General features: G+C 65.2%; 14 protein-coding genes and 1 tRNA gene. 10 read left to right on the forward strand and 5 right to left on the reverse strand.

The genetic code is table 11. The features are described 5' to 3' along the window. Window positions 1-25: 25 nt before the first annotated feature. Both ACWPMX_RS08305 and ACWPMX_RS08310 read left to right on the forward strand, forming a co-directional pair. Window positions 26-2,209 carry a TonB-dependent siderophore receptor gene (locus ACWPMX_RS08305; RefSeq protein ID WP_455699563.1) on the forward strand — a complete coding sequence of 728 codons (2,184 nt, stop codon included), beginning with the start codon at window positions 26-28 and terminating at the stop codon, window positions 2,207-2,209. 13 nt (window positions 2,210-2,222) lie between these two features. Further along, window positions 2,223-5,432, forward strand: a complete 3,210-nt coding sequence (locus ACWPMX_RS08310) for an amidohydrolase family protein (RefSeq protein WP_455699564.1) — start codon at window positions 2,223-2,225, stop codon at window positions 5,430-5,432. Here ACWPMX_RS08310 and ACWPMX_RS08315 read toward each other — a convergent pair. Next, window positions 5,398-6,177 carry an AraC family transcriptional regulator gene (locus tag ACWPMX_RS08315; RefSeq protein WP_455699565.1) on the reverse strand — a complete coding sequence of 260 codons (780 nt, stop codon included), beginning with the start codon at window positions 6,175-6,177 and terminating at the stop codon, window positions 5,398-5,400. The two genes, ACWPMX_RS08310 and ACWPMX_RS08315, sit on opposite strands and share 35 nt — an antisense overlap. Window positions 6,178-6,851: 674 nt before the next feature. Here ACWPMX_RS08315 and ACWPMX_RS08320 point away from each other — a divergent pair. Together ACWPMX_RS08320 and ACWPMX_RS08325 are read left to right on the forward strand one after the other, a co-directional pair. Then, window positions 6,852-8,330, forward strand: a complete 1,479-nt coding sequence (locus ACWPMX_RS08320; protein WP_455699566.1) for a site-specific DNA-methyltransferase — start codon at window positions 6,852-6,854, stop codon at window positions 8,328-8,330. A gap of 189 nt (window positions 8,331-8,519) precedes the next feature. Next, a complete protein-coding gene (locus ACWPMX_RS08325) occupies window positions 8,520-9,179 on the forward strand; it encodes a hypothetical protein (protein WP_455699567.1) in 660 nt (219 codons plus the stop codon). A gap of 304 nt (window positions 9,180-9,483) precedes the next feature. Here the strand turns inward: ACWPMX_RS08325 and ACWPMX_RS08330 are convergent. Next, window positions 9,484-9,574: transfer RNA gene (locus ACWPMX_RS08330), tRNA-Ser, on the reverse strand. Between the two features lie 79 nt (window positions 9,575-9,653). On the opposite strand from ACWPMX_RS08330, the gene ACWPMX_RS08335 reads away from it, so the two are divergent. From ACWPMX_RS08335 to ACWPMX_RS08345, 3 genes are read left to right on the forward strand one after another with little or no spacing between them, the layout of a single operon-like run. Beyond that, window positions 9,654-10,055 carry a metallopeptidase family protein gene (locus ACWPMX_RS08335; RefSeq protein WP_455699568.1) on the forward strand — a complete coding sequence of 134 codons (402 nt, stop codon included), beginning with the start codon at window positions 9,654-9,656 and terminating at the stop codon, window positions 10,053-10,055. A 49-nt stretch (window positions 10,056-10,104) separates the two neighbouring features. Continuing rightward, window positions 10,105-11,160: a peptidylprolyl isomerase gene (locus ACWPMX_RS08340; protein ID WP_455699569.1), complete on the forward strand. Its 1,056-nt coding sequence runs from the start codon at window positions 10,105-10,107 to the stop codon at window positions 11,158-11,160. Beyond that, window positions 11,157-11,492, forward strand: a complete 336-nt coding sequence (locus ACWPMX_RS08345) for a DUF1905 domain-containing protein (protein WP_455699570.1) — start codon at window positions 11,157-11,159, stop codon at window positions 11,490-11,492. Before ACWPMX_RS08340 ends, ACWPMX_RS08345 begins: the two co-directional genes overlap by 4 nt. Here ACWPMX_RS08345 and ACWPMX_RS08350 read toward each other — a convergent pair. After that, a complete protein-coding gene (locus tag ACWPMX_RS08350; protein ID WP_455699571.1) occupies window positions 11,489-11,941 on the reverse strand; it encodes a tRNA (cytidine(34)-2'-O)-methyltransferase in 453 nt (150 codons plus the stop codon). The two genes, ACWPMX_RS08345 and ACWPMX_RS08350, sit on opposite strands and share 4 nt — an antisense overlap. Before the next feature lie 26 nt (window positions 11,942-11,967). Beyond that, on the reverse strand, window positions 11,968-14,058 hold the full coding sequence (locus ACWPMX_RS08355; protein ID WP_455699572.1) for a RelA/SpoT family protein: 2,091 nt from the start codon (window positions 14,056-14,058) through the stop codon (window positions 11,968-11,970). A 133-nt stretch (window positions 14,059-14,191) separates the two neighbouring features. On the opposite strand from ACWPMX_RS08355, the gene ACWPMX_RS08360 reads away from it, so the two are divergent. From ACWPMX_RS08360 to ACWPMX_RS08370, 3 genes are read left to right on the forward strand one after another with little or no spacing between them, the layout of a single operon-like run. After that, window positions 14,192-15,631: a cytochrome ubiquinol oxidase subunit I gene (locus ACWPMX_RS08360; RefSeq protein ID WP_455699573.1), complete on the forward strand. Its 1,440-nt coding sequence runs from the start codon at window positions 14,192-14,194 to the stop codon at window positions 15,629-15,631. Continuing rightward, window positions 15,628-16,626 carry a cytochrome d ubiquinol oxidase subunit II gene (gene cydB / locus ACWPMX_RS08365; RefSeq protein ID WP_455699574.1) on the forward strand — a complete coding sequence of 333 codons (999 nt, stop codon included), beginning with the start codon at window positions 15,628-15,630 and terminating at the stop codon, window positions 16,624-16,626. The genes ACWPMX_RS08360 and cydB overlap by 4 nt, the downstream gene beginning before the upstream one ends. Further along, a complete protein-coding gene (locus tag ACWPMX_RS08370) occupies window positions 16,623-16,742 on the forward strand; it encodes a DUF2474 domain-containing protein (protein WP_455699575.1) in 120 nt (39 codons plus the stop codon). Before cydB ends, ACWPMX_RS08370 begins: the two co-directional genes overlap by 4 nt. Here the strand turns inward: ACWPMX_RS08370 and ACWPMX_RS08375 are convergent. Beyond that, a complete protein-coding gene (locus tag ACWPMX_RS08375) occupies window positions 16,729-18,639 on the reverse strand; it encodes a M1 family metallopeptidase (protein ID WP_455699576.1) in 1,911 nt (636 codons plus the stop codon). The two genes, ACWPMX_RS08370 and ACWPMX_RS08375, sit on opposite strands and share 14 nt — an antisense overlap. Between the last annotated feature and the right edge of the window lie 12 nt (window positions 18,640-18,651).

Below are 18,651 nucleotides of genomic sequence, written 5' to 3' on the forward strand. Positions count from 1 at the left end.
AACGAGCAGCAGAAGGGGACGCTCGATGCGCAAGTCTTCCACTCTCATCGCGACAACGGCCGGGATCGCCGTCGCCGCCACCAGCCTGATCTTTGCCTCGTCCGCCAGCGCGCAGGATGCACCCCCTCCCGATGAGCAAGGGGACGTGGAAACGGTTGCGACGACCGACGCTTCGGGCGAGCGGGTCATCGTCGTGACCGCGAAGAACTACGTGCCCGAGGGCGCCGCGACCGCGACGAAGAGCAACATTCCGCTTTCCGAGACTCCGCAATCGGTCAGCGTCGTCAGCCGCGACCAGATCGACCTGCTCAACTTCATCGATGCCCAGCAGGCCGTCCGCTATGTCGCCGGTGCGACCGGCGAGAACTACGGCCCCGACCTGCGCTTCGACTTCATCCAGGTGCGCGGCTTCCCGCCCAAGCAATTCATCGACGGTCTCGCCACTCCCGTGACGACGACGATCTTCTCGAACGGCGTCGATCTTTACGCGTTCGAAAGCCTCGACATCCTCAAAGGTCCGGCCTCGGTCCTCTACGGCAGCGCCCCGCCGGGCGGCATCTACAACCAGACCAGCCGCCGCCCCTCCAGCGAGTTCGGTGGCGAGATCTCGCTCAAGTACGGCGAGGACGATTACAAGCAGCTCGGCATGACCGCGACCGGCGCGGCGACCGACTGGCTCGACGTGCGCGGCACCGTGATGATCCGCGACCGCGACGCCGAACGCGATTTCGTCCATGCCAAGCGCATCTACGCCGCGCCTTCGGCCACGCTCCACCTCGGCCCGACCACCCGACTGACCGGTCTCGCCTATTACCAATACGACGAGGTCAACGGCGACACGAACGGCTTCCTGCCGGTTCAGGGCACGCTCCTGCCCAACCCGAACGGGCCGATCAAGCGCTCGGTCAACCTCGGCGAGCCCGATTACAATCGCTACGAACGGACCCAGTGGGGTGCCGGGTTCGAGTTGGTGCAGGAATTCGGCGGAAGCTGGAATGCCACGATCAACGCGCGCTGGTCCGACTACAGCGAAGCCCAGGACGTGATCTACAACGCGTTCATCAACGCCGATAACCGCACGATCACCCGCTCGATCTTTCCTTATGCGGAGGACGTGAACTCGTTCGGCATCGACGGGCGGCTGGCAGGCACGTTCGGCACCGGCGCGATCGAGCACAACCTGCTCGCGGGCGTCGATCACCGGACCGTATCGAACGAGGCGTTCTTCGGCTTCGCCTTCGCCGCGGGAGGCGTGATCGATATCTACAACCCGGTCTACAACGTCGGCGCGCCCTATCCGCGCCCCGCCACGAATATTCCCTACACCAACCAGAACCTGAACCAGACCGGCGCCTACTTGCAGGACCAAGTGTCGATCGGCGGGCTGCGGCTTCTCCTGTCCGGCCGGTACGACTGGGTCGATCTCGAATCCTTCGGCACCCCGTCCAGCCAGAACAAGTTCACCTGGCGCGCGGGTGCGAGCTACGTCACGCCGTCGGGTTTCATCCCGTACGTGTCCTATGCCACCTCGTTCGAGCCCACTCTCGGCGTCGATGCCGCGGGCAACGCGTTCAAGCCGACAACCGGCGAACAATGGGAAGGCGGCGTGAAGTACGACGGGCGCGGCCTTGGTCCCGACGTCGACATCCTGGCGACAGCGGCGGTGTTCAAGATCACCCAGAAGAACGTCACCAGCGCCTCGTACGGCCCGGTCACCGCGCCCCCGCTCGCCGCCACGCAGAGCGGCGAGGTCGAGGTCAAGGGCGCGGAGATCGAGCTTGTCGCGCGTATCCGCGAGCAGCTCTCGATCAACGGCTCGTATTCGTACACCGACAGCGAGGTGCTCGACAGCGAAGTGGCGGTCGAGATCGGCGCACCGCTGCCCGTCACGCCCAAGCACAAGGCATCGCTGTTCGCCGACTACACGTTCCAGCGCGGCGGGCTTGCCGGGTTCGGGTTCGGTGCAGGCGTGCGCCACGTCAGCAAGAGCGCGGGCAGTCTTCCGGGTCCGTTCAACCCGCTGGTTTACATCAGCGACGCCTCGACCCTGTTCGACGCGATCCTGCACTTCGACACGCCGGACTGGCGTTTCGCGATCAACGGCTCCAATGTGTTCGACAAGCGCTACGTCGCGCGCTGCGCGGGTCCGAACAATTGCACCTTTGGCGCCGGCCGGCAGGTCATCGGGACCGCGACTTACAAGTTCTGAGGACGCATCGAATATGACGATCAGGGGCCGGCAACTGGCGCGTTCGGTTGCCGGCCTCCTGTTATGCTCCGCCGCCCTGCCCGCGCTGGCGCAGGACGACCGGCAATCGGGCCTGCCGCCCACGCCGCCCGCGCAGCCGGGCCAGGTGCTTCCGCTCCAGCCCGCGCGGACCGTCTCGTTCACAGTCGACGAGGCGACCGGCCTCCAGCCCGATCTTTCGCCCGACGGCCGAACGCTGGCTTTTGCCATCCTCGGCGACATCTACACTCTCCCGGCTTCAGGAGGTGAAGCCACGCGCATCTCGGGCGGTATGGCGGTCGAGACGCAGCCCGCGTTCTCGCCTGACGGGCTGTGGATCGCCTACCTCTCCGATCGATCGGGCGCGGAAAACCTCTGGGTCATGCGCCCCGATGGAAGCGAGGCCCGACAAGTCAGTCTTCACGACGACGATCCGATCTTCGCGTCCCCTGCGTGGAGCGCGGACGGCCGCTCGCTGCTCGTCTCGCGCTATCGCCCCGACCGCAACGCTTACGAGTTATGGCGATACCCGGTGCGCGGCGGGACTGCGGCGGTGGTGGTGGCGAACCGTTCGACGGAGACCGGAGACACGCTCCATCACGCGCTCGGTGTGGTCGCGTCGCCCGACGGCAAATGGCTCTACTACGCATCGCACGAAGGCGACCTCGACCTTGCCGAACCGGTCGAATGGCGCATCGTCCGCCGCGCCGTGGCAGGTGGGCCGGAGGAGACGCTGGTCAAGGCAGTCGGCGACATCCGCCTCGGCAAGGTGCAGGCGAGCGCCTTCCGCCCCGCCCTCTCGCACGACGGTCGCTGGCTCGCCTACGCCCAAAGGCGCACCGGCAAGACCTGGCTCAGACTGCGCGATTTGGCCGCCGGCACCGACCGCGACCTGACCGAACTCGACCCGGACTCGCTGCAGGCGTCCTACTGGAGCGACGTCGCGCCGCACCTGGCTTTTACTCCGGACGGCAGGTCGATCGTGTTCACGCGCGATGGCAAGCTGAAGCGGATCGCAATCGCCGACGGTGCGATTGCCGACATACCGTTCACCGCAAAGATCGAGCAGGGACTTGGACCGCTGGCCCGCGTGCCGACGCGCGTCGAGACCGGGCCGGTGCGTGCCCGGATTGTGCAGGCGCCCGCCTTGTCGCCCGACGGGCGCACGTTTGCATTCTCGGCGCTCGGGCGGATGTACACGCAGTCCGTTGCGGGCGGAGCGCCCAAGCCGCTCGCCGAGAGCCTGCCGCCCCAGTTCCAGTCCTCGTGGTCGAAAGACGGCAAGCGCCTGTTGTTCGTCACGTGGACCGCGGTGGAAGGCGGGCACGTTTGGGAGGTCGACGCACGCGGCGGCAAGCCCCGGCGACTGAGCCGTCAGGACGCCTTCTATACCCATCCGGTCTACTCGCCCGACGGTCACGTTCTGGTCATCCGGTCATCGAGCGCCGACCGGCGTGCAAGCTATGTCGAGTTCGGGCTGTTTCGGGAGGCGGAACTGATCGATCTCGGGACCGGCCGCGTCCTCGCCAAGGGCTCGATCGGCGGAACCCCGCACTTCCTCGAAGACGGGACTGTGCTCGTGAACCGGCCCGACGGCGTCCACCGCGCCGACACCGACACACGGGTTGCGAGCGTAGTCGGAGCGAATTGGTACTTCGCCGAAGGCTCCGCGCAGGCGGACGACCTTCGGGTCAGCCCCGACGGCCGCCACGCACTTGCCCAGATCGCGCAGCAGCTTCATCTGATTACCCTGCCAGCAGACGGCTCACCGATCGATCTCGCGGACGCCGAGACAAACCACCGCAAGCTGACCGACGTCGGAGCCGACTACTTCGGTTGGAGTGCCGATGGCCGCTCGATTTTCTGGTCGGTCGGATCGACGATGTATCGGCAGGCGATTGAAGGCGGCACGGCGGTCGCGACCGAGGCTGTCGTCACCCTTCCGCGCGACGTACTGCAAAGCCGCACGCTGCTGCGCGGAGCGACGGTGCTGACGATGGGTCCAGCGGGCGCAGTCGAAAACGCCGACCTGCTTGTGGATGGCGACCGCATTATCGCGATCGGCCCGCGCGGCTCGATCCAGGTGCCAACGAGCGCGGTCGTGCGCGACTTGGCCGGGCGCTTCGTGATACCCGGCCTCGTCGACGTGCACGACCATGTCGCCGACATCCGCCGCGGCGTGCTGGATTTCTCAGCCTGGGGACCGGCTGCGAACCTGGCTTACGGAGTGACCACCGCGTTCGACCCGTCGACGCTGACGATCGACATGCTCGCCTATCAAGACGCCGTCGACGCAGGGCTGACGACGGGTTCGCGCATCTTCTCGACCGCGACGGCGCTGTTCTCGTTCAACGATTTCCGGTCGCCCGAGGCAGTCGATGCGGTGCTCCGGCGTTACCGCGACCATTATCGTCTTTCGAATATCAAGATGTACCGCACCGGCAATCGACGCGTGCGCCAGTGGATCGTCGAACGCGCTCGTGCGCTGGGCCTCCAGCCGACGACCGAGGGCGCGCTCGCCGCGAAGCTCGACCTGTCGCAGATCCTTGACGGCTACTCGGGCAACGAGCACGCGATCCCGCCGCCCGTGCTGCACGACGACATGGTGCAACTGCTCGCCCGCAGCGGCATCAGCTACGACCTGACGCTGCAGATCACCCACGGCGGTTATCCCGCGCAGGATTTCTTCATTGCCCGCGACACCCCGCACGACGATGCCAAGTACGCACGCTTCGCCCCCTCGTGGTTTCGCGACCAGAAGTTCTGGCAGCGCGAGTGGCGCGATCCGTCGGGCTATACCTTCCCCGCCATTGCCGCGAGCGCGCTGGCGGTGAAGCGCGCTGGCGGGCTGGTTGCAATCGGCGCGCACGGCGAAGTACCGGGCCTCGGCACGCACTGGGAGATGGAAGCGCACCAGCTTGGCGGCTGGCCCGCGTCCGATATCCTCGAGGCGGCGACCATCGGCGGCGCGCGCACGATCGGACGGGATGCTGACCTCGGGTCGCTGGAGCCCGGCAAGCTCGCCGATCTCGTGATCCTCGACATGGATCCCCGGCTCGACATCGCCAATGCGCGGGCCATCGCGTTCGTTATGAAAGGCGGGCGGCTCTATCGGGGCGAGGATCTGGCCGAGATCGGACGCGATGGAAAGCCCGGCCCCGGTTGCGCCATCAGTCGATCCGCTCCTCCCGCGGCCGCGCGATAAAGGAGCTCGGCGCGGCGCCGAAGACGCGGTGGAACGTCGCGGTGAAGGCGCTGGCGCTCTCGTAGCCCACATCATAGGCGACGGTGGTGACCGATTGTCCGGCCTCGAGCTTGGGGATCGCCGCCATCAGCCGCACCTGCTGGCGCCAGGTCGCAAGGCCCGCGCCGGTCTCGCGCCGAAACGCCCGGGTGAAGGTTCGCCGCCCCATCGCCGCGAGCGATGCCCATTCGTCGAGATCGCGATCGTCGGTCGGATCGTCAATCAACGCATGGCAGACGCGCAGCAGGCGTTCGTCCTGCGGCATCGGAACGTCGGTCGGCGTGACCGCCATCCGCCGTATCTCCGACAACAGCAGGCGCGCGATGTCGCCCTCGCGGCCGTTGAGGTCGTAATCGGGATCGAAGCTGCCGACTTCCATGACCAGCGCCCGCACGAGGTCGGTCACCTCGATCACGCGGGCGCCCTGAGGCGATGGATCGAGCGCGGGATCGATATATAGTGTGTGCGACGAGACCGGGCCCCGACAACGCACCTCGTGCTCGGTTCCAGCCGGTATCCAGATCGCCCGGCGCGGCGGCAACATCAGCACGGCTTCGGCGATGATGACCATCATCACCCCGGCGGTGCAATAGGTGAGCTGGGAGCGCGCGTGGCTGTGCAGCGGGTCGAGCATGCCCGCCGGATACTCGTCCGCGAACCCCATGACGGGCCGATTGGCGAGCGGATAGTCGATCGAATGCTTCATCGTGCCGGGCGCGAAGGTTTCATACCGGCGCGGAGGTCGTCAACCGGTCCGAACTTCAACCGCCGAAGCGCTACATTTTTGCAACAACCCGGTGCGCATCCAGCGGCGGACCAGGCGGCCAGACCGAGGCAGCCGGGCAGGTTGCGTTTGCGATATGCTCATAAGTCCGTGGCGGAGCAGCAGGATCGGGGCGAACCGCTCTCTGGTTGGCAATCGCTGTTACGCGGGAAAATACAGCGATTTCGCTAAAATCAGTCGCCGTTGGTGGGTCGCGCACGCACTGGAACCCGCAGAAGCCTGCCATTCCCTCCGCCCAATTCCCTAAAATGATATCTGGGATTTTTTGAACGCAGACGAGGGAACAGTTCGTGGGAATAGGCGCTAACAGGCAACGCAGAGGTAGGAATTTAGACGGCCCCCTCTTGTGCTGCGCGATACGCAACCCAAATCCGGCGGGTCAGAGACACTTACACAGGTCGGCTTATGGTTGCAGTTCAGTAGAGCTCGATTGCTCTCGCCGGCGATAGGTCCCGCGCGACGCGCAAGGGCATCGCCATCACCGCCACGTAATTACTCGCCAGTACGGCGGGGGGCGGCGACTGGACTGCATTTCTCACATTCAATTCTGCACCTGTCGCTCCTCCTTGCTGGCCAGCAAGCAGGACTCATTTTCCATGACTACCAAAAACGGAACGCGGACGGCGCCAGTCCTTTGCAATGAACTCGCCGCTCTCGAACGACGCTTAGGGTCGATCGAGTATCGCCCAATTGCCTCACTCAAGAAGTACGAGAACAACCCCCGCAAGCATCCCGAGAAGCAACTCGTCAAGTTGGGCGGCTCCATCGAGGAGTTCGGGTTCACGATGCCCGTGCTTATCGATGAGCATGATACAATCGTTGCCGGCGAGGCGCGGGTCGAGGCGGCAAAGCGTATCGGGATGACTGAAGTCCCCGTGATCGTCGCCCACCATTGGAGTGCCGCGCAAGTGCGAGCATACAGGCTTGCAGACAACAAGCTTGCCAGCATGGCGCAGTGGGATGCCGACGCGCTGGCGATCGAACTGGCCGCGATCATCGAGTTCGACGAGAGCCCGATCGAGGTGCTCGGCTGGGATAGCGCCGAGATCGACCTGATCCTCGAAGACGCGGTGGCAAACGACGACAGCGGCGCGCCTAGCGACTCCGCTGACGAGCAAGTTGCACCGCCCGGTAGCCCGGTGACCCGGCCTGGCGATCTCTGGCAGCTCGGACCGCACCGCCTGCTGTGCGGATCTAGTCTTGATGCCACGAGCTGGGCGGCCCTGCTGGCTGGCGAAATCGCGGCGATGGTGTTCACAGATCCGCCCTACAACGTACCCGTCTCTGGGCACATTTGCGGGCTGGGCAAGGTCAGCCACGACGAATTCGCGATGGCGTCTGGCGAGATGAGCAAATCCCAGTTCACGGCCTTCCTGGCGGACTTTCTCGCCAAGATGCTCCCCCATCTCAAGGACGGGGCCGTGCTCGACGTGTGCATGGACCACCGCCACGTGGGCGAGCTGGTCGCGGCGCTCGAGGTCAATGATCTCGTTCACCTCAACCTGTGCATCTTCAATAAGAACAACGGCGGAATGGGTTCGCTCTACCGCTCGAAGCACGAACTGGTCTTCATCGCCAAGAAGGGCAAGGCGCGGCACACCAACAACGTCGAGCTCGGCAAGCACGGCCGGTACCGGACCAACGTCTGGGACTACGCCGGGGTCAACTCGTTCGGAAAGAACCGGATGGAAGATCTCGCCGATCATCCAACCGTCAAACCGGTAGCTCTCGTCGCCGATGCCATCCGGGACGTCACTCACCCTGGCGAGATCGTGCTCGATGCCTTCATGGGCTCGGGCACCACAATACTTGCTGCCGAGCGGACCAAGCGCAAGGGCTACGGGATCGAGATCGAGCCCAAATATGTCGATGTCGCGATCCGCCGATGGGAAAATATGACCGGCGAGCAGGCACTGTTGGAAAGCACCGGACGGACATTTGCGGAAGTTGCAGAGGAACGCTCTGTTCTCGCAGACAACGTAGAAGCTGCGCCCGCGGTGAGCGACGGCGGCGACGAAGCGCTTGCCTTCCCCGGTTCGCACCAGCCGATCATTCCGATCGAAGCGCCCGCCTAACCTGCTGCTTTCCGCCCGGCCGCGTCGCGCGGGGTCGGGCGTATTTCCTTCATTCCGAGATTCCTGGAGAAATCCCATGGCATTTAAACCTGCCCCCGACTGGGTCGAGGCCTTCCCGGTCGAAGCCGATATCGCTACTACGTCAGCCGCGCGCTCCAGCATGACCCGAACGCAGACAGCGCCAGTGGTATGCGCATCCCGGCGCGCGAGATCGAGGCAGCGGTCATCGAGCGTGTCGCCGAGGCGCTCGACGACCCGATCGGGCTAACGGCTAGGGCCGGGTTGACGCTGCACTCGGGCTACCTCCGGCAAACGATGGCGATGGCCGAGGGACTGGCCGAGCAGGTTCGCGCAAAGGACTACCAACTCGTCCGCGAACTCGTGAGCAGCGTGCGCGTCCGGGCGAGCGAGATCACGGTGGAGCTATCTTCTGAAGCGCTCGTAGAAAGGCTCAAGCTCGAGCTGGACAACAGAACTCGTGCCGACGTCATCAGCCTCATCGCGAAGGTCAGGTTGACCCGCACCGGCCGCGCGGTGCGCCTCGTTCATTCGAACGGTTTGGCAGCGACCGCGGGAACCGCTGACCCAGGCCTCGTCGCGCTGCTGGTCACCGCCAGGCGCTGGTGGGACCACCTTGCGACCGGCGAGATCGACATCGCCACCCTCTCGCGCAAGGAAGGGGTCAACGATTCCTGGATGTCGCGGGTGATCCGGATCAACTTCCTCTCCCCACGGATCATCGACGCGATCCTCGCCGGGACCCAGCCGGTCAACCTCACCGCTCGGTGGCTTAGGCAAAACGACCTGCCGCTCAACTGGGACGAGCAGTGGGACCTGCTCGCAGGCTGACACTCAAGAGACGAGCAACTAGCGGCGCGGCGCTTCGGCGCCGCTGCTTGTTGGTGCTGCCCGCCGCTTCGATGCGATGGGCCGGGGGCCGTCACTTCGCTGGCAGCGCGCAGACGCGCGGTCCAACAAATGCACGACGATTGCGATTCCGGTCCACTCGCAAGGCCTGCAGAGAATCCCCGACAGATTGGGCAGATTCAGGCCTAGAGTTTGCTCTCCGCGGACCGGTCGGAGGCGCAGAATTGCGCGGAACTGCGCGCTTTCTAGTTGGACGAAAATTGTTCCATATCAGATATTTATGTCGTGGCGGAGCGGGAGGGATTCGAACCCTCGATACGCTTGTGACGTATACTCACTTTCCAGGCGAGCGCCTTCGACCACTCGGCCACCGCTCCGCATGCACTGGACAGGCCGCGCGCACTAGCGGGGGTTGGAGGCGCTGACAAGCGGGGCTCGGCACCCTAACTTGGCGATATGACCCGCTCATTCGGCCCCCCGCCTTCGCCCGAGGAATTCGAGATGCTCGCCCGCGTCGCCCTGTCGCGCTTGCCTACGGAGTTCGCGGCGCACGTCGGTGACGTCGTGCTGGTCGTCGAGGAATTCGCCGACGAAGAAACGCTGGCCGCCGTGGGCATCGAGGATCCATTCGAGTTGACCGGCCTGTTCGAAGGTATCGGCCTGACCGAACAGTCGATCGCGGACAGCGGCCAGATGCCAAACCGGGTGAGGCTGTTTCGCCAGCCGATCCTCGACGAGTGGATCGCAGACGGCCATGATCTCGAGCACCTCGTCGCGCATGTCGTCATCCACGAGATCGGACACCACTTCGGCTTGAGCGACGCCGACATGCACGCGCTGGAAGACGCGACCGACTAAGCACAGGTCACGGGCTTGCCTTGCGGCGCGGGCGTGTCACAACGCGCGGATGATCAAGCACTTCGCCCTGACGGTCGCCCTCCTCGCCGCCCCTGCCGCTGCCCCCGTAGCTGCCCAGTCCGTACCCGCAGTCCCGCCCTCGCCCGGCGAGATTGTTGCAGGGGCCGCTGCGAGCGAGTGGGTGGCGATCACTCCCGATGACCTGCTGGTGATGGACTTGGCGCCCGATGCGAGGGGCAATGCCCGCCGGGTGGTCATCCAACTGCTACCGAAACCGTTCAGCCAGCCATGGATCGCCAACATCCGCACCCTAGCGAAGGCGCACTGGTGGGACGGGCTCGCGATCGTCCGCGCGCAAGACAACTACGTGGTCCAGTGGGGCGACCCCGACGGCGAAGAAGCAGCGAAAGCCCGGGCACTGCCGGAGGGGATGCAGGCGACTAACGCGGATGGCTACGTCGCCGCAGCGAAAGACTTCAGGACCCAATTCGCGTGGACCAATGCGGGGCGCGTCCCGCTGGGCGAAACATACTCGCCGATCCGTACGGCCATCCCCGACGCTCCCGGGTTCAAGATCGCCGATCCATACGCGGGCGCTTTCTCGTTCGTGGGCGGATTTCCGGTTGCACTCGGCCTCGACGGCACGACGGCCATGCGGCGGGTACCTCACGGCCCGGACGTGGCGTGGCCGATCCACTGCTACGGTGCGGTGGGAGTGGGTCGCAATCTGTCGCCGGACGCGGGCTCCGGAGCTGAGCTCTACACCGTTATCGGCCACGGTCCGCGTCATCTCGACCGCAACATCGCGGTGGTCGGCCGGGTGATCGAGGGGATCGAGCATCAGTCCACCTTGCCCCGAGGGGCCGCCGCGCTCGGTTTCTACGAGACGCCCGCAGAGCGCACGCAGATCGCCTCGATCCGGATGGGTAGCGATGTGCCTGGCCTGCCGACGTATCAATATCTTTCGGCCGAGGGTGAGACCTTCGCCCGCTACGCCGAAGCGCGTGCGAACCGACGCGACCCGTTCTTCAACGTCCCCGCCGGTGGTGCCGACATCTGTAACATCCCTGTCCCGGTGCGGCGACAGCCCCCAGAAGCCAAGTGAGTGATCTGGCGCACTCCACCACGCTGGAATGCTGGCGCGGCGAGCGAGGGACCTATCATCTCGTCACCATCAGCGGCGCGGACGCGGAAGTGATCACGCACCATGAACGGCTCCACCGTCTCGAATTCGGCGCCCGGCGCGGGTTCGGCTCGGTCAAGGTAATGGCCCGGATCGGTGGCACACGGTGGAAGACATCGGTCTTCCCCTCCACCCCGACCAGCCCATCGTCAGGGCAAGGCAAAGATTTGTGGCTGCTCGTCGGCAAAACAGTGTTGCGGGCGGAAGACCTCGCCGAGGGCGATTTGGTGACAGTCGACCTAGACCTTCTTTAGACCGGCATTCCGCCAACCTGCCGCAGCGCCTCGCCCATCGCCAGCGCGACCGACGAGGCGAGGTTCATCGAACGAACTTCTGGTCGCATCGGAATCCGCAGCCGTGCCTCGCTTGCCTCGAAAACATGCGGGGGCACACCGGCGCTTTCCTTGCCGAACAGCAACACGTCATCCGATTCGAACCGGAAATCGTAGGGCGACAAACTCGCCTTGGTTGTGAACAGTACCATGCGCGCATCACCCAATGTGTGCGCGAAGGCCTCCCAGCCCGCATGGCGGGTCACATCCACGTGGTCGATGTAATCCATCGCGGTGCGCCGGACTCGCCGGTCGTCCCACGCGAAACCCATCGGCTCGATCAGGTGGATCGCCACCCCTAGGCACGCACCAAGCCGCAGCACCGCACCGACATTCCCTGCGATTTCGGGTTCGAACAACGCGACGCGCATGGGTTGAGAAACCGCCGTGGTTCAGTTCACAGTCGCTCGGCCTGCGCCACGGCATCACTCGCACGCAGGGCGCTGAGGATACGGGTCAGGTGCGCGAGGTCGTCTACGTCGAGTTCGACGTCGTAGGTCGTGAACGGGTGGTCGCTCTGCGTCTGCTCGATCACGATCACGTTCGCGTGGTTTTGCGCGAACAGACCCGCCATTTCGGCGAGCGTGCCCGGACGGTCGTAAAGGGTCACGCGTAGCCGGCCAATGGCGCCGTGGCTGTCCTTGCCCCAGTTAAGATCGATCCAGTCGGCGTCGATCCCGCTCGCAAGTTCGAGGCAGTCGATCGTGTGGACCTCCACCAAGGTATCCGGACGGCGCAGGCCGACGATCCGATCTCCGGGGACCGGATGGCAGCAGTCGGCGAGATGGAAGCCGACGCCTGGAGTGAGGCCGCGGATCGAAATTGCCTTCTCCTGACGCGGCACCGCTTCGTTCGCATCGAGGTTGGCCGTGCTGCCGGGGACCAGCGCTTCCATCACTTTGTGGTCGGACAGGCGGTTGGCGCCGACCTGATACATCAGCTCGTCCTCGTCCTCGAGTTCGAGCCGCTTGACCGCATCGCGGATGGCCTTCTTGCCGATCTTGGCGGGAAGCCGGGCAGCGATCTCGTCGAACAGCTTGCGCCCCAAAGTGGCGACTTCCTCGCGCTCCTTGAGCCGCACCGAGCGGCGGATCGAGGCGCGCGCCTTGCCGGTGGTGACGAAGCCAAGCCAGCTCAACTGCGGCTCGGCGTTCTTGCCCTTGATGATCTCGACCACGTCGCCGTTGTTGAGCACGGTGCGCAGCGGCATGTGCCGCCCATTGATCTTGGCGCCGATGGTCTGCGCGCCAAGGTCGGTATGGACCGCGAAGGCGAAGTCGACCGGGGTGGCGCCCTTGGGCATCTGGTGAAGCGCGCCCTTAGGCGTGAAGGCGAAGATGCGATCCTGGTAGATTGCCATCCGCGTATGCTCGAGCAGTTCCTCGGCATCGTGGCTGGCGTCGACGATCTCGATCAGGTCGCGCAGCCAGCCCACTTGTCCATCGGGCCGGTCGCCCTGCTTGTAGGCCCAGTGCGCGGCGAGGCCGAATTCGTTGCGGCGATGCATCTCGCGGGTTCGGATCTGCACTTCGACCCGCATCGAATTTTCGTAGATCAGCGAGGTGTGGAGCGACCGGTAGCCGTTGGTCTTCGGTGTCGAAATGTAATCCTTGAAACGACCCGGGATGAACTGCCAAGTCGTGTGCAGGACCCCGAGAGCGCGATAACAGTCCTCATCGTTCTCCGCGACGACGCGGAACGCCATGATGTCGCTCACCTGTTCGAAGGTTACGTGTCGTTCGGCCATCTTGCGCCAGATCGAATAGGGATGCTTTTCGCGGCCCGTGACCTCGACCTTCAGGCCCGCCTCGGCGAGCGCCTGCTTGATTGCGAGCGCAATCGCATCGACCTGGCCGCCGTCGGCGCTGCGAATCTGTGCGAGCCGCCCGGTGATCGTGGCATAACCTTCGGGCTCGATCTGCTCGAACGCGAGCATCTGCATCTCGCGCATGTATTCGTACATGCCGACCCGTTCGGCGAGCGGGGCGTAGATCTCCATCGTCTCGCGCGCGATGCGCTTGCGCTTCTCGGGCGACTTGATGAAGTGGAGCGTGCGCATGTTGTGCAGGCGGTCGCCCAGCTTCACGAGCAGCACGCGGATGTCCTCGCTCATGGCGAGGAGGAATTTGCGCAGGTTCTCCGCCGCCCGCTCGTTCTCGGGCATCGCCTCGATCTTGGAGAGCTTGGTCACCCCGTCGACAAGGCGCGCGACGTCTTCCCCGAACAGGCTCTCCACTTCTTCGATCGTCGCCAGCGTGTCCTCGACGGTGTCGTGGAGCAGTGCCGTGATGATCGTTTCCTGGTCGAGCTTCAGGTCGGTCATCAGTCCCGCCACTTCGACCGGATGACTGAAGTACGGGTCGCCGCTCGCGCGCTTCTGGGTGCCGTGTTTCTGGACAGTATACACATAGGCGCGATTGAGCAGCGCCTCGTCGGCGTCAGGGTCGTATTCCTTGACCCTCTCTACGAGTTCGTACTGGCGCAGCATGTCATACCTGATGTGCGGACGCGGAGCCCGCTGGCAAGTGTTTTTCCGCATTGCACAAGTTGCACGGCTTGCAACAAAGGGTGTCGAAAGTCGGATTGAGCGGAGTGAAGGGACGGCGCATAGGAGAGGGGAAATGCCGGATCTAGACGCCCTGTTCCTCGCGCGGCTGCAATTCGCCTTCACGGTGAGCTTCCATTTCATCTTCCCGGCGTTCTCGATCGGGCTGGCGAGCTACCTGATGGTTCTCGAGGGGCTGTGGCTGAAAACAGGGAAACAACGCTACCTCGACCTGTTCAAATTCTGGCTGAAGATTTTCGCTGTGGCGTTTGCGATGGGCGTCGTGAGCGGGATCGTCATGTCCTACCAGTTCGGCACCAACTGGGCGGTTTTCTCGGACAAGGCCGGGCCGGTGATCGGGCCGCTGATGGCCTATGAGGTGCTCACCGCGTTCTTCCTTGAAGCGGGTTTCCTCGGGGTCATGCTGTTCGGCATGAAGAAGGTCGGCAGGGGCCTCCACTTCGCGGCGACCTGCATGGTGGCGCTCGGCACCTTCATAAGCGCGTTCTGGATCCTGTCGGTCAACAGCTGGATGCATACGCCTGCGGGCTACGAGATCGCCGCCAACGGGCAGTTCCTGCCGGGGCCGAGCTGGTGGGCGATCGTGTTCAACCCCAGTTTCCCCTACCGTCTGCTCCACACCATCACTGCAGCCTACCTCACGACGGCGTTCGTCGTCGGCGGCGTGGGCGCGTGGCACCTGCTCAAGGACCCCGCAGAGCGGCATGCGCGCACCATGTTCAACATGGCCATGTGGATGGCCGCGCTGGCGACCCCGGTGCAGATCATCCTCGGCGATGCCCACGGCCTCAACACGCTCGAGCACCAGCCCGCCAAGGTCATGGCGATGGAGGGGCACTTCGAGAGCCACCCCAACGGCGCACCGCTGATCCTCTTCGGGATCCCCGACAGCAAGGCGGGCGAAGTCCGCTATTCGGTCGAGATACCAAAGGCTTCGAGCCTGATCCTGAAGCACGATCCCAATGCTCCACTTGCCGGACTCGACACGATCGCGCCCGAGGATCGACCGCCCGTGGGCGTCGTATTCTGGTCATTCCGCATCATGGTCGGGATCGGCTTCGCGATGCTCGGAATCGGGCTGTGGAGCCTGCTCGGACGGGTTCGCAAGAAGCTCTATGACTGGCGCTGGCTACACCGGGCTGCGGTGGCGATGGGTCCGGCGGGTTTCGTCGCGGTGATCGCGGGCTGGGTGACGACCGAAGTCGGGCGCCAACCTTGGACGATCTACGGCCTCTTGCGCACTGCCGAATCCGCCAGCCCGCTCGACGCGCCCGCCGTCGCTACCTCCCTTGCCGCGTTCGTGGTGATCTACTTCGCGGTGTTCGGCGCGGGGGTCTGGTACATTCTCAAGCTGATGGCCGACGGAGTGCAGACCGGAGAAAGCGGCCTTGAGGACGGCGTGGCCGGTCCCATCCGTGCTGCCGGCATCACCCCCGCTGCCCACCACATCGGCGATGGCCAGGCGCCGCGCCACGAAGGGGAGACCGAACGGTGATCGACCTCCCCGTGACGTGGGCTTTTCTCATCGCATTCGCGGTGTTCATGTATGTCGTGATGGACGGGTTCGACCTCGGCATCGGGGTGCTGTTCCCGACCTTCAAGGTGGGCGGCGAGCGCGACGCGGCGATGAACTCGATCGCGCCGGTGTGGGACGGCAACGAAACGTGGCTCGTTTTAGGGGGCGGCGGCCTGTTCGCTGCCTTCCCGCTCGCCTACGCAGTCATTCTCCCGGCGACCTACCCGCTGATCATCGCGATGCTGCTCGGCCTTGTATTCCGCGGCGTGGCGTTCGAGTTCCGCTGGCGCGACCCCCGTCACCGCGCATTCTGGGACATGGCCTTCTCCGGCGGCTCGCTGGTCGCCGCGCTCGCGCAAGGGATGACGCTCGGCGCGCTGCTGCAGGGTATCGAGATAGCCGACCGCGCCTACGCCGGAAGCTGGTGGGACTGGTTGACCCCGTACACACTGCTCACGGGCCTCGGTACCGTGGCGGGATACGCGCTGCTGGGGAGCACCTGGCTCGTCTGGAAGCTCGAAGGCCCCGCGCAGGATCACGCGCGCAAGCTCGCCGTGCGGGCTGCGATCGCCACGCTGGTGCTGCTGGCCGGGGTAAGTCTCTATACCCCGCTCCTCGAGACCCAGTACTTCCAACGCTGGTTCACTATGCCCAACGTGCTGTTCGCGGCCAACGTCCCGCTCCTGACTGCCATCGTGGCCTACACGCTGTTTCGTTCACTGGCCGCAGGACGCGATGCCATCCCGTTCTGGCTCAGCCTCGCACTGTTCCTGCTTGGAATGGCGGGCCTCGGAGTGTCGATGTGGCCATTCGTCGTTCCCAACGTCGTTACCATCTGGGATGCCGCGGCGCCCGCGCGCAGCCAATCGTTCATGCTCGTGGGCGTCGCGATCACCATGCCACTGATCCTCGCCTACACCGCGTGGTCGTACTGGGTATTCCGGGGCAAGGTGGACGAGGACGGCTACCATTGAGCGAGACGCAACCGCTGTGGAAGCGCCTCGCCTGGATGGCGGCGATCTGGGCCGGGAGTATCGCGGCGCTGGGCGCGGTCGCGCTGGTGCTGCGGGCCTGGCTCAGCCCGTCTTAAGCACCAGCTTGTCGACCGTCCCGCGCGTCACCGCATGGTATCCGCCGCGCGTCTTGGCATAGATGCGCTTGGCGTGAGCCTGGCCCCATGCACCTTCGCCCATCAACGTCTCGAACAAGGGGGCGACGAACTTGCGGCGACCGACCTGTGACAGGAACGTCTCAGTAAGCGGCACCGCGGCATCGTAGCGGTTGGCCATCGCCAGCTTGAGCCAGAGGAAGAGGACCTCGTTGTTGCCCGTCTGCGAAAGACCCAGCGCCTCATCAAGAGCGGCGAGCTGCGCGACGCTGCGCTCTTGGGGCACCTTGGCAAGGAAGCGCATTCGCTCCGCCGAAGTCCAGCCGGCCCAGGCAGCTTCGGGAGCCGAACCGCTCGACGCATAGGCGTTGGCCGCGCCATCGACCTCGGCGAACGCGGCTGGGTCGGGCTTGACCGCGTTGGCGGGAAGGCCCGGCTGGTAGATCCACTGGTCGAGCATCAGCCGCTGCGCCAGCGCGGCATCGCCCTTCACGAGGTTGGCGTTCATGTCCGCGAGCAGCATCGCGCTGGTCGCCGGCCGGAAGGCGTGGTTGTCAAACCATTGCCGCAACCACGCGTCGAACCGTTCGCGGCCCACGATGGATTCGACCGTGCGATAGAACAGCGCGCCCTTGTCGTAGACCACACCGCCGAGACCGCCTTCGGAATCGGCGACGCTGTCGGACAAATGGAGAGCGGTGCGAAGATCTGTCATCCCCGCATCCTCGAGATCGGTGATCATGTCGGCATAGCTCAGCGCCGCTTCCTGCCGCGCGCGCTTGGTGCCGTAAAGCGCCTCGACGATGCGGTTCTCGAAGTAGCTCGTGGTGCCCTCGTTGAGCCAGCTGTCGGCCCAGTTGGCGTTTGTGACGAGGTTGCCCGACCACGAGTGCGCCAATTCGTGCGCGACGAGGCCGTTGAGGCTTCGATCGCCCGCGATGAACGTCGGCGTCAGGAATGTGAGCGTCGGATTCTCCATACCGCCGTAGGGGAAGCTCGGTGGCAGCACGATCATGTCGTAGCGGCCCCAGCGATAGGGGCCGTAGAGCGCCTCGGCCGCCTCGACCATCTTCTCGGTGTCGGCGGTCTCGTGGGCGGCCGCGGCGAGCGTCGCGGGCTCGGCCCAGACACCGGTCCGCTTGCCCAGCGACTGGAACGCGATGTCGCCTGCTGCGATCGCGATCAGGTAGGGCGCGACCGGCTTGTCCATCGCGTAAGTGAACGCGCGCCGGTCACCCAGGTCCTCGGTCTGCCCGACCTTGAGGCCCGACATGACCACGGTCAGCGGCTTGGGGGCGGTCACCCGCGCGCGCCAGGTCTGGCGGATGCCGGGGCTGTCCTGCGTGGGAATCCATGTGCGGTTGAGGATCGCCTGTCCTTGGCTGAATAGGAACGGCTGCGCCTTGCCCGCGGTCTGCTCGGGCGAGAGCCACTGCAGCGCCTCGGCATCGGGGGCGGCGATGTACTGGATCAGGACCTTGCGGCACTCGGGCCCCGGGCCCATCGTGATCGTCAGCGGAGCGCCCATGCCTTCCCTGGCGGCGCCGACCGTGAACGGCAGTTCGGTGCCCGCCCCGTCGGTGACGCGGCTGATTGCTAAACCCTTGTCGTCGAGCACAAGCGTGCGCGCATCGGGCGCGGCGAGCACGTCCAGCGTGGCGGTGCCGCCGACCGCCTTGCCCGCGAAGTCGAGCGCGAGGTCGAGATCGACGTGCGTCACCCGCGCAACCTGCGGCTGGGCGTAGGTCTGCGGATCGCGCGCGTCGGCGCTGGTCAGGATCGGTGCGACCATCGTCCGGCGATTATCTTCAGGTGGGCTCGCTGTGGTGCAAGCGGCGGTGGCGAGAAGCAGGGCGAGCGGGGTCAGGCAGCGGTGCATGGTTTTCCTGTG

It is taken from the genome of Tsuneonella sp. HG094 (assembly GCF_053819285.1).

Excerpts from the sequence above, each read along its gene's own strand:
- ACWPMX_RS08355 (WP_455699572.1), bottom strand. The coding sequence starts at position 14,058 with ATGCTGCGCCAGTACGAACTCGTAGAGAGGGTCAAGGAATACGACCCT.
- ACWPMX_RS08375 (WP_455699576.1), bottom strand. The coding sequence starts at position 18,639 with ATGCACCGCTGCCTGACCCCGCTCGCCCTGCTTCTCGCCACCGCCGCT.
- ACWPMX_RS08350 (WP_455699571.1), bottom strand. The coding sequence starts at position 11,941 with ATGCGCGTCGCGTTGTTCGAACCCGAAATCGCAGGGAATGTCGGTGCG.
- ACWPMX_RS08315 (WP_455699565.1), bottom strand. The coding sequence starts at position 6,177 with ATGAAGCATTCGATCGACTATCCGCTCGCCAATCGGCCCGTCATGGGG.
- ACWPMX_RS08305 (WP_455699563.1), top strand. The coding sequence starts at position 26 with ATGCGCAAGTCTTCCACTCTCATCGCGACAACGGCCGGGATCGCCGTC.
- ACWPMX_RS08320 (WP_455699566.1), top strand. The coding sequence starts at position 6,852 with ATGACTACCAAAAACGGAACGCGGACGGCGCCAGTCCTTTGCAATGAA.
- ACWPMX_RS08340 (WP_455699569.1), top strand. The coding sequence starts at position 10,105 with ATGATCAAGCACTTCGCCCTGACGGTCGCCCTCCTCGCCGCCCCTGCC.
- ACWPMX_RS08335 (WP_455699568.1), top strand. The coding sequence starts at position 9,654 with ATGACCCGCTCATTCGGCCCCCCGCCTTCGCCCGAGGAATTCGAGATG.
- ACWPMX_RS08360 (WP_455699573.1), top strand. The coding sequence starts at position 14,192 with ATGCCGGATCTAGACGCCCTGTTCCTCGCGCGGCTGCAATTCGCCTTC.
- ACWPMX_RS08325 (WP_455699567.1), top strand. The coding sequence starts at position 8,520 with ATGCGCATCCCGGCGCGCGAGATCGAGGCAGCGGTCATCGAGCGTGTC.
- ACWPMX_RS08310 (WP_455699564.1), top strand. The coding sequence starts at position 2,223 with ATGACGATCAGGGGCCGGCAACTGGCGCGTTCGGTTGCCGGCCTCCTG.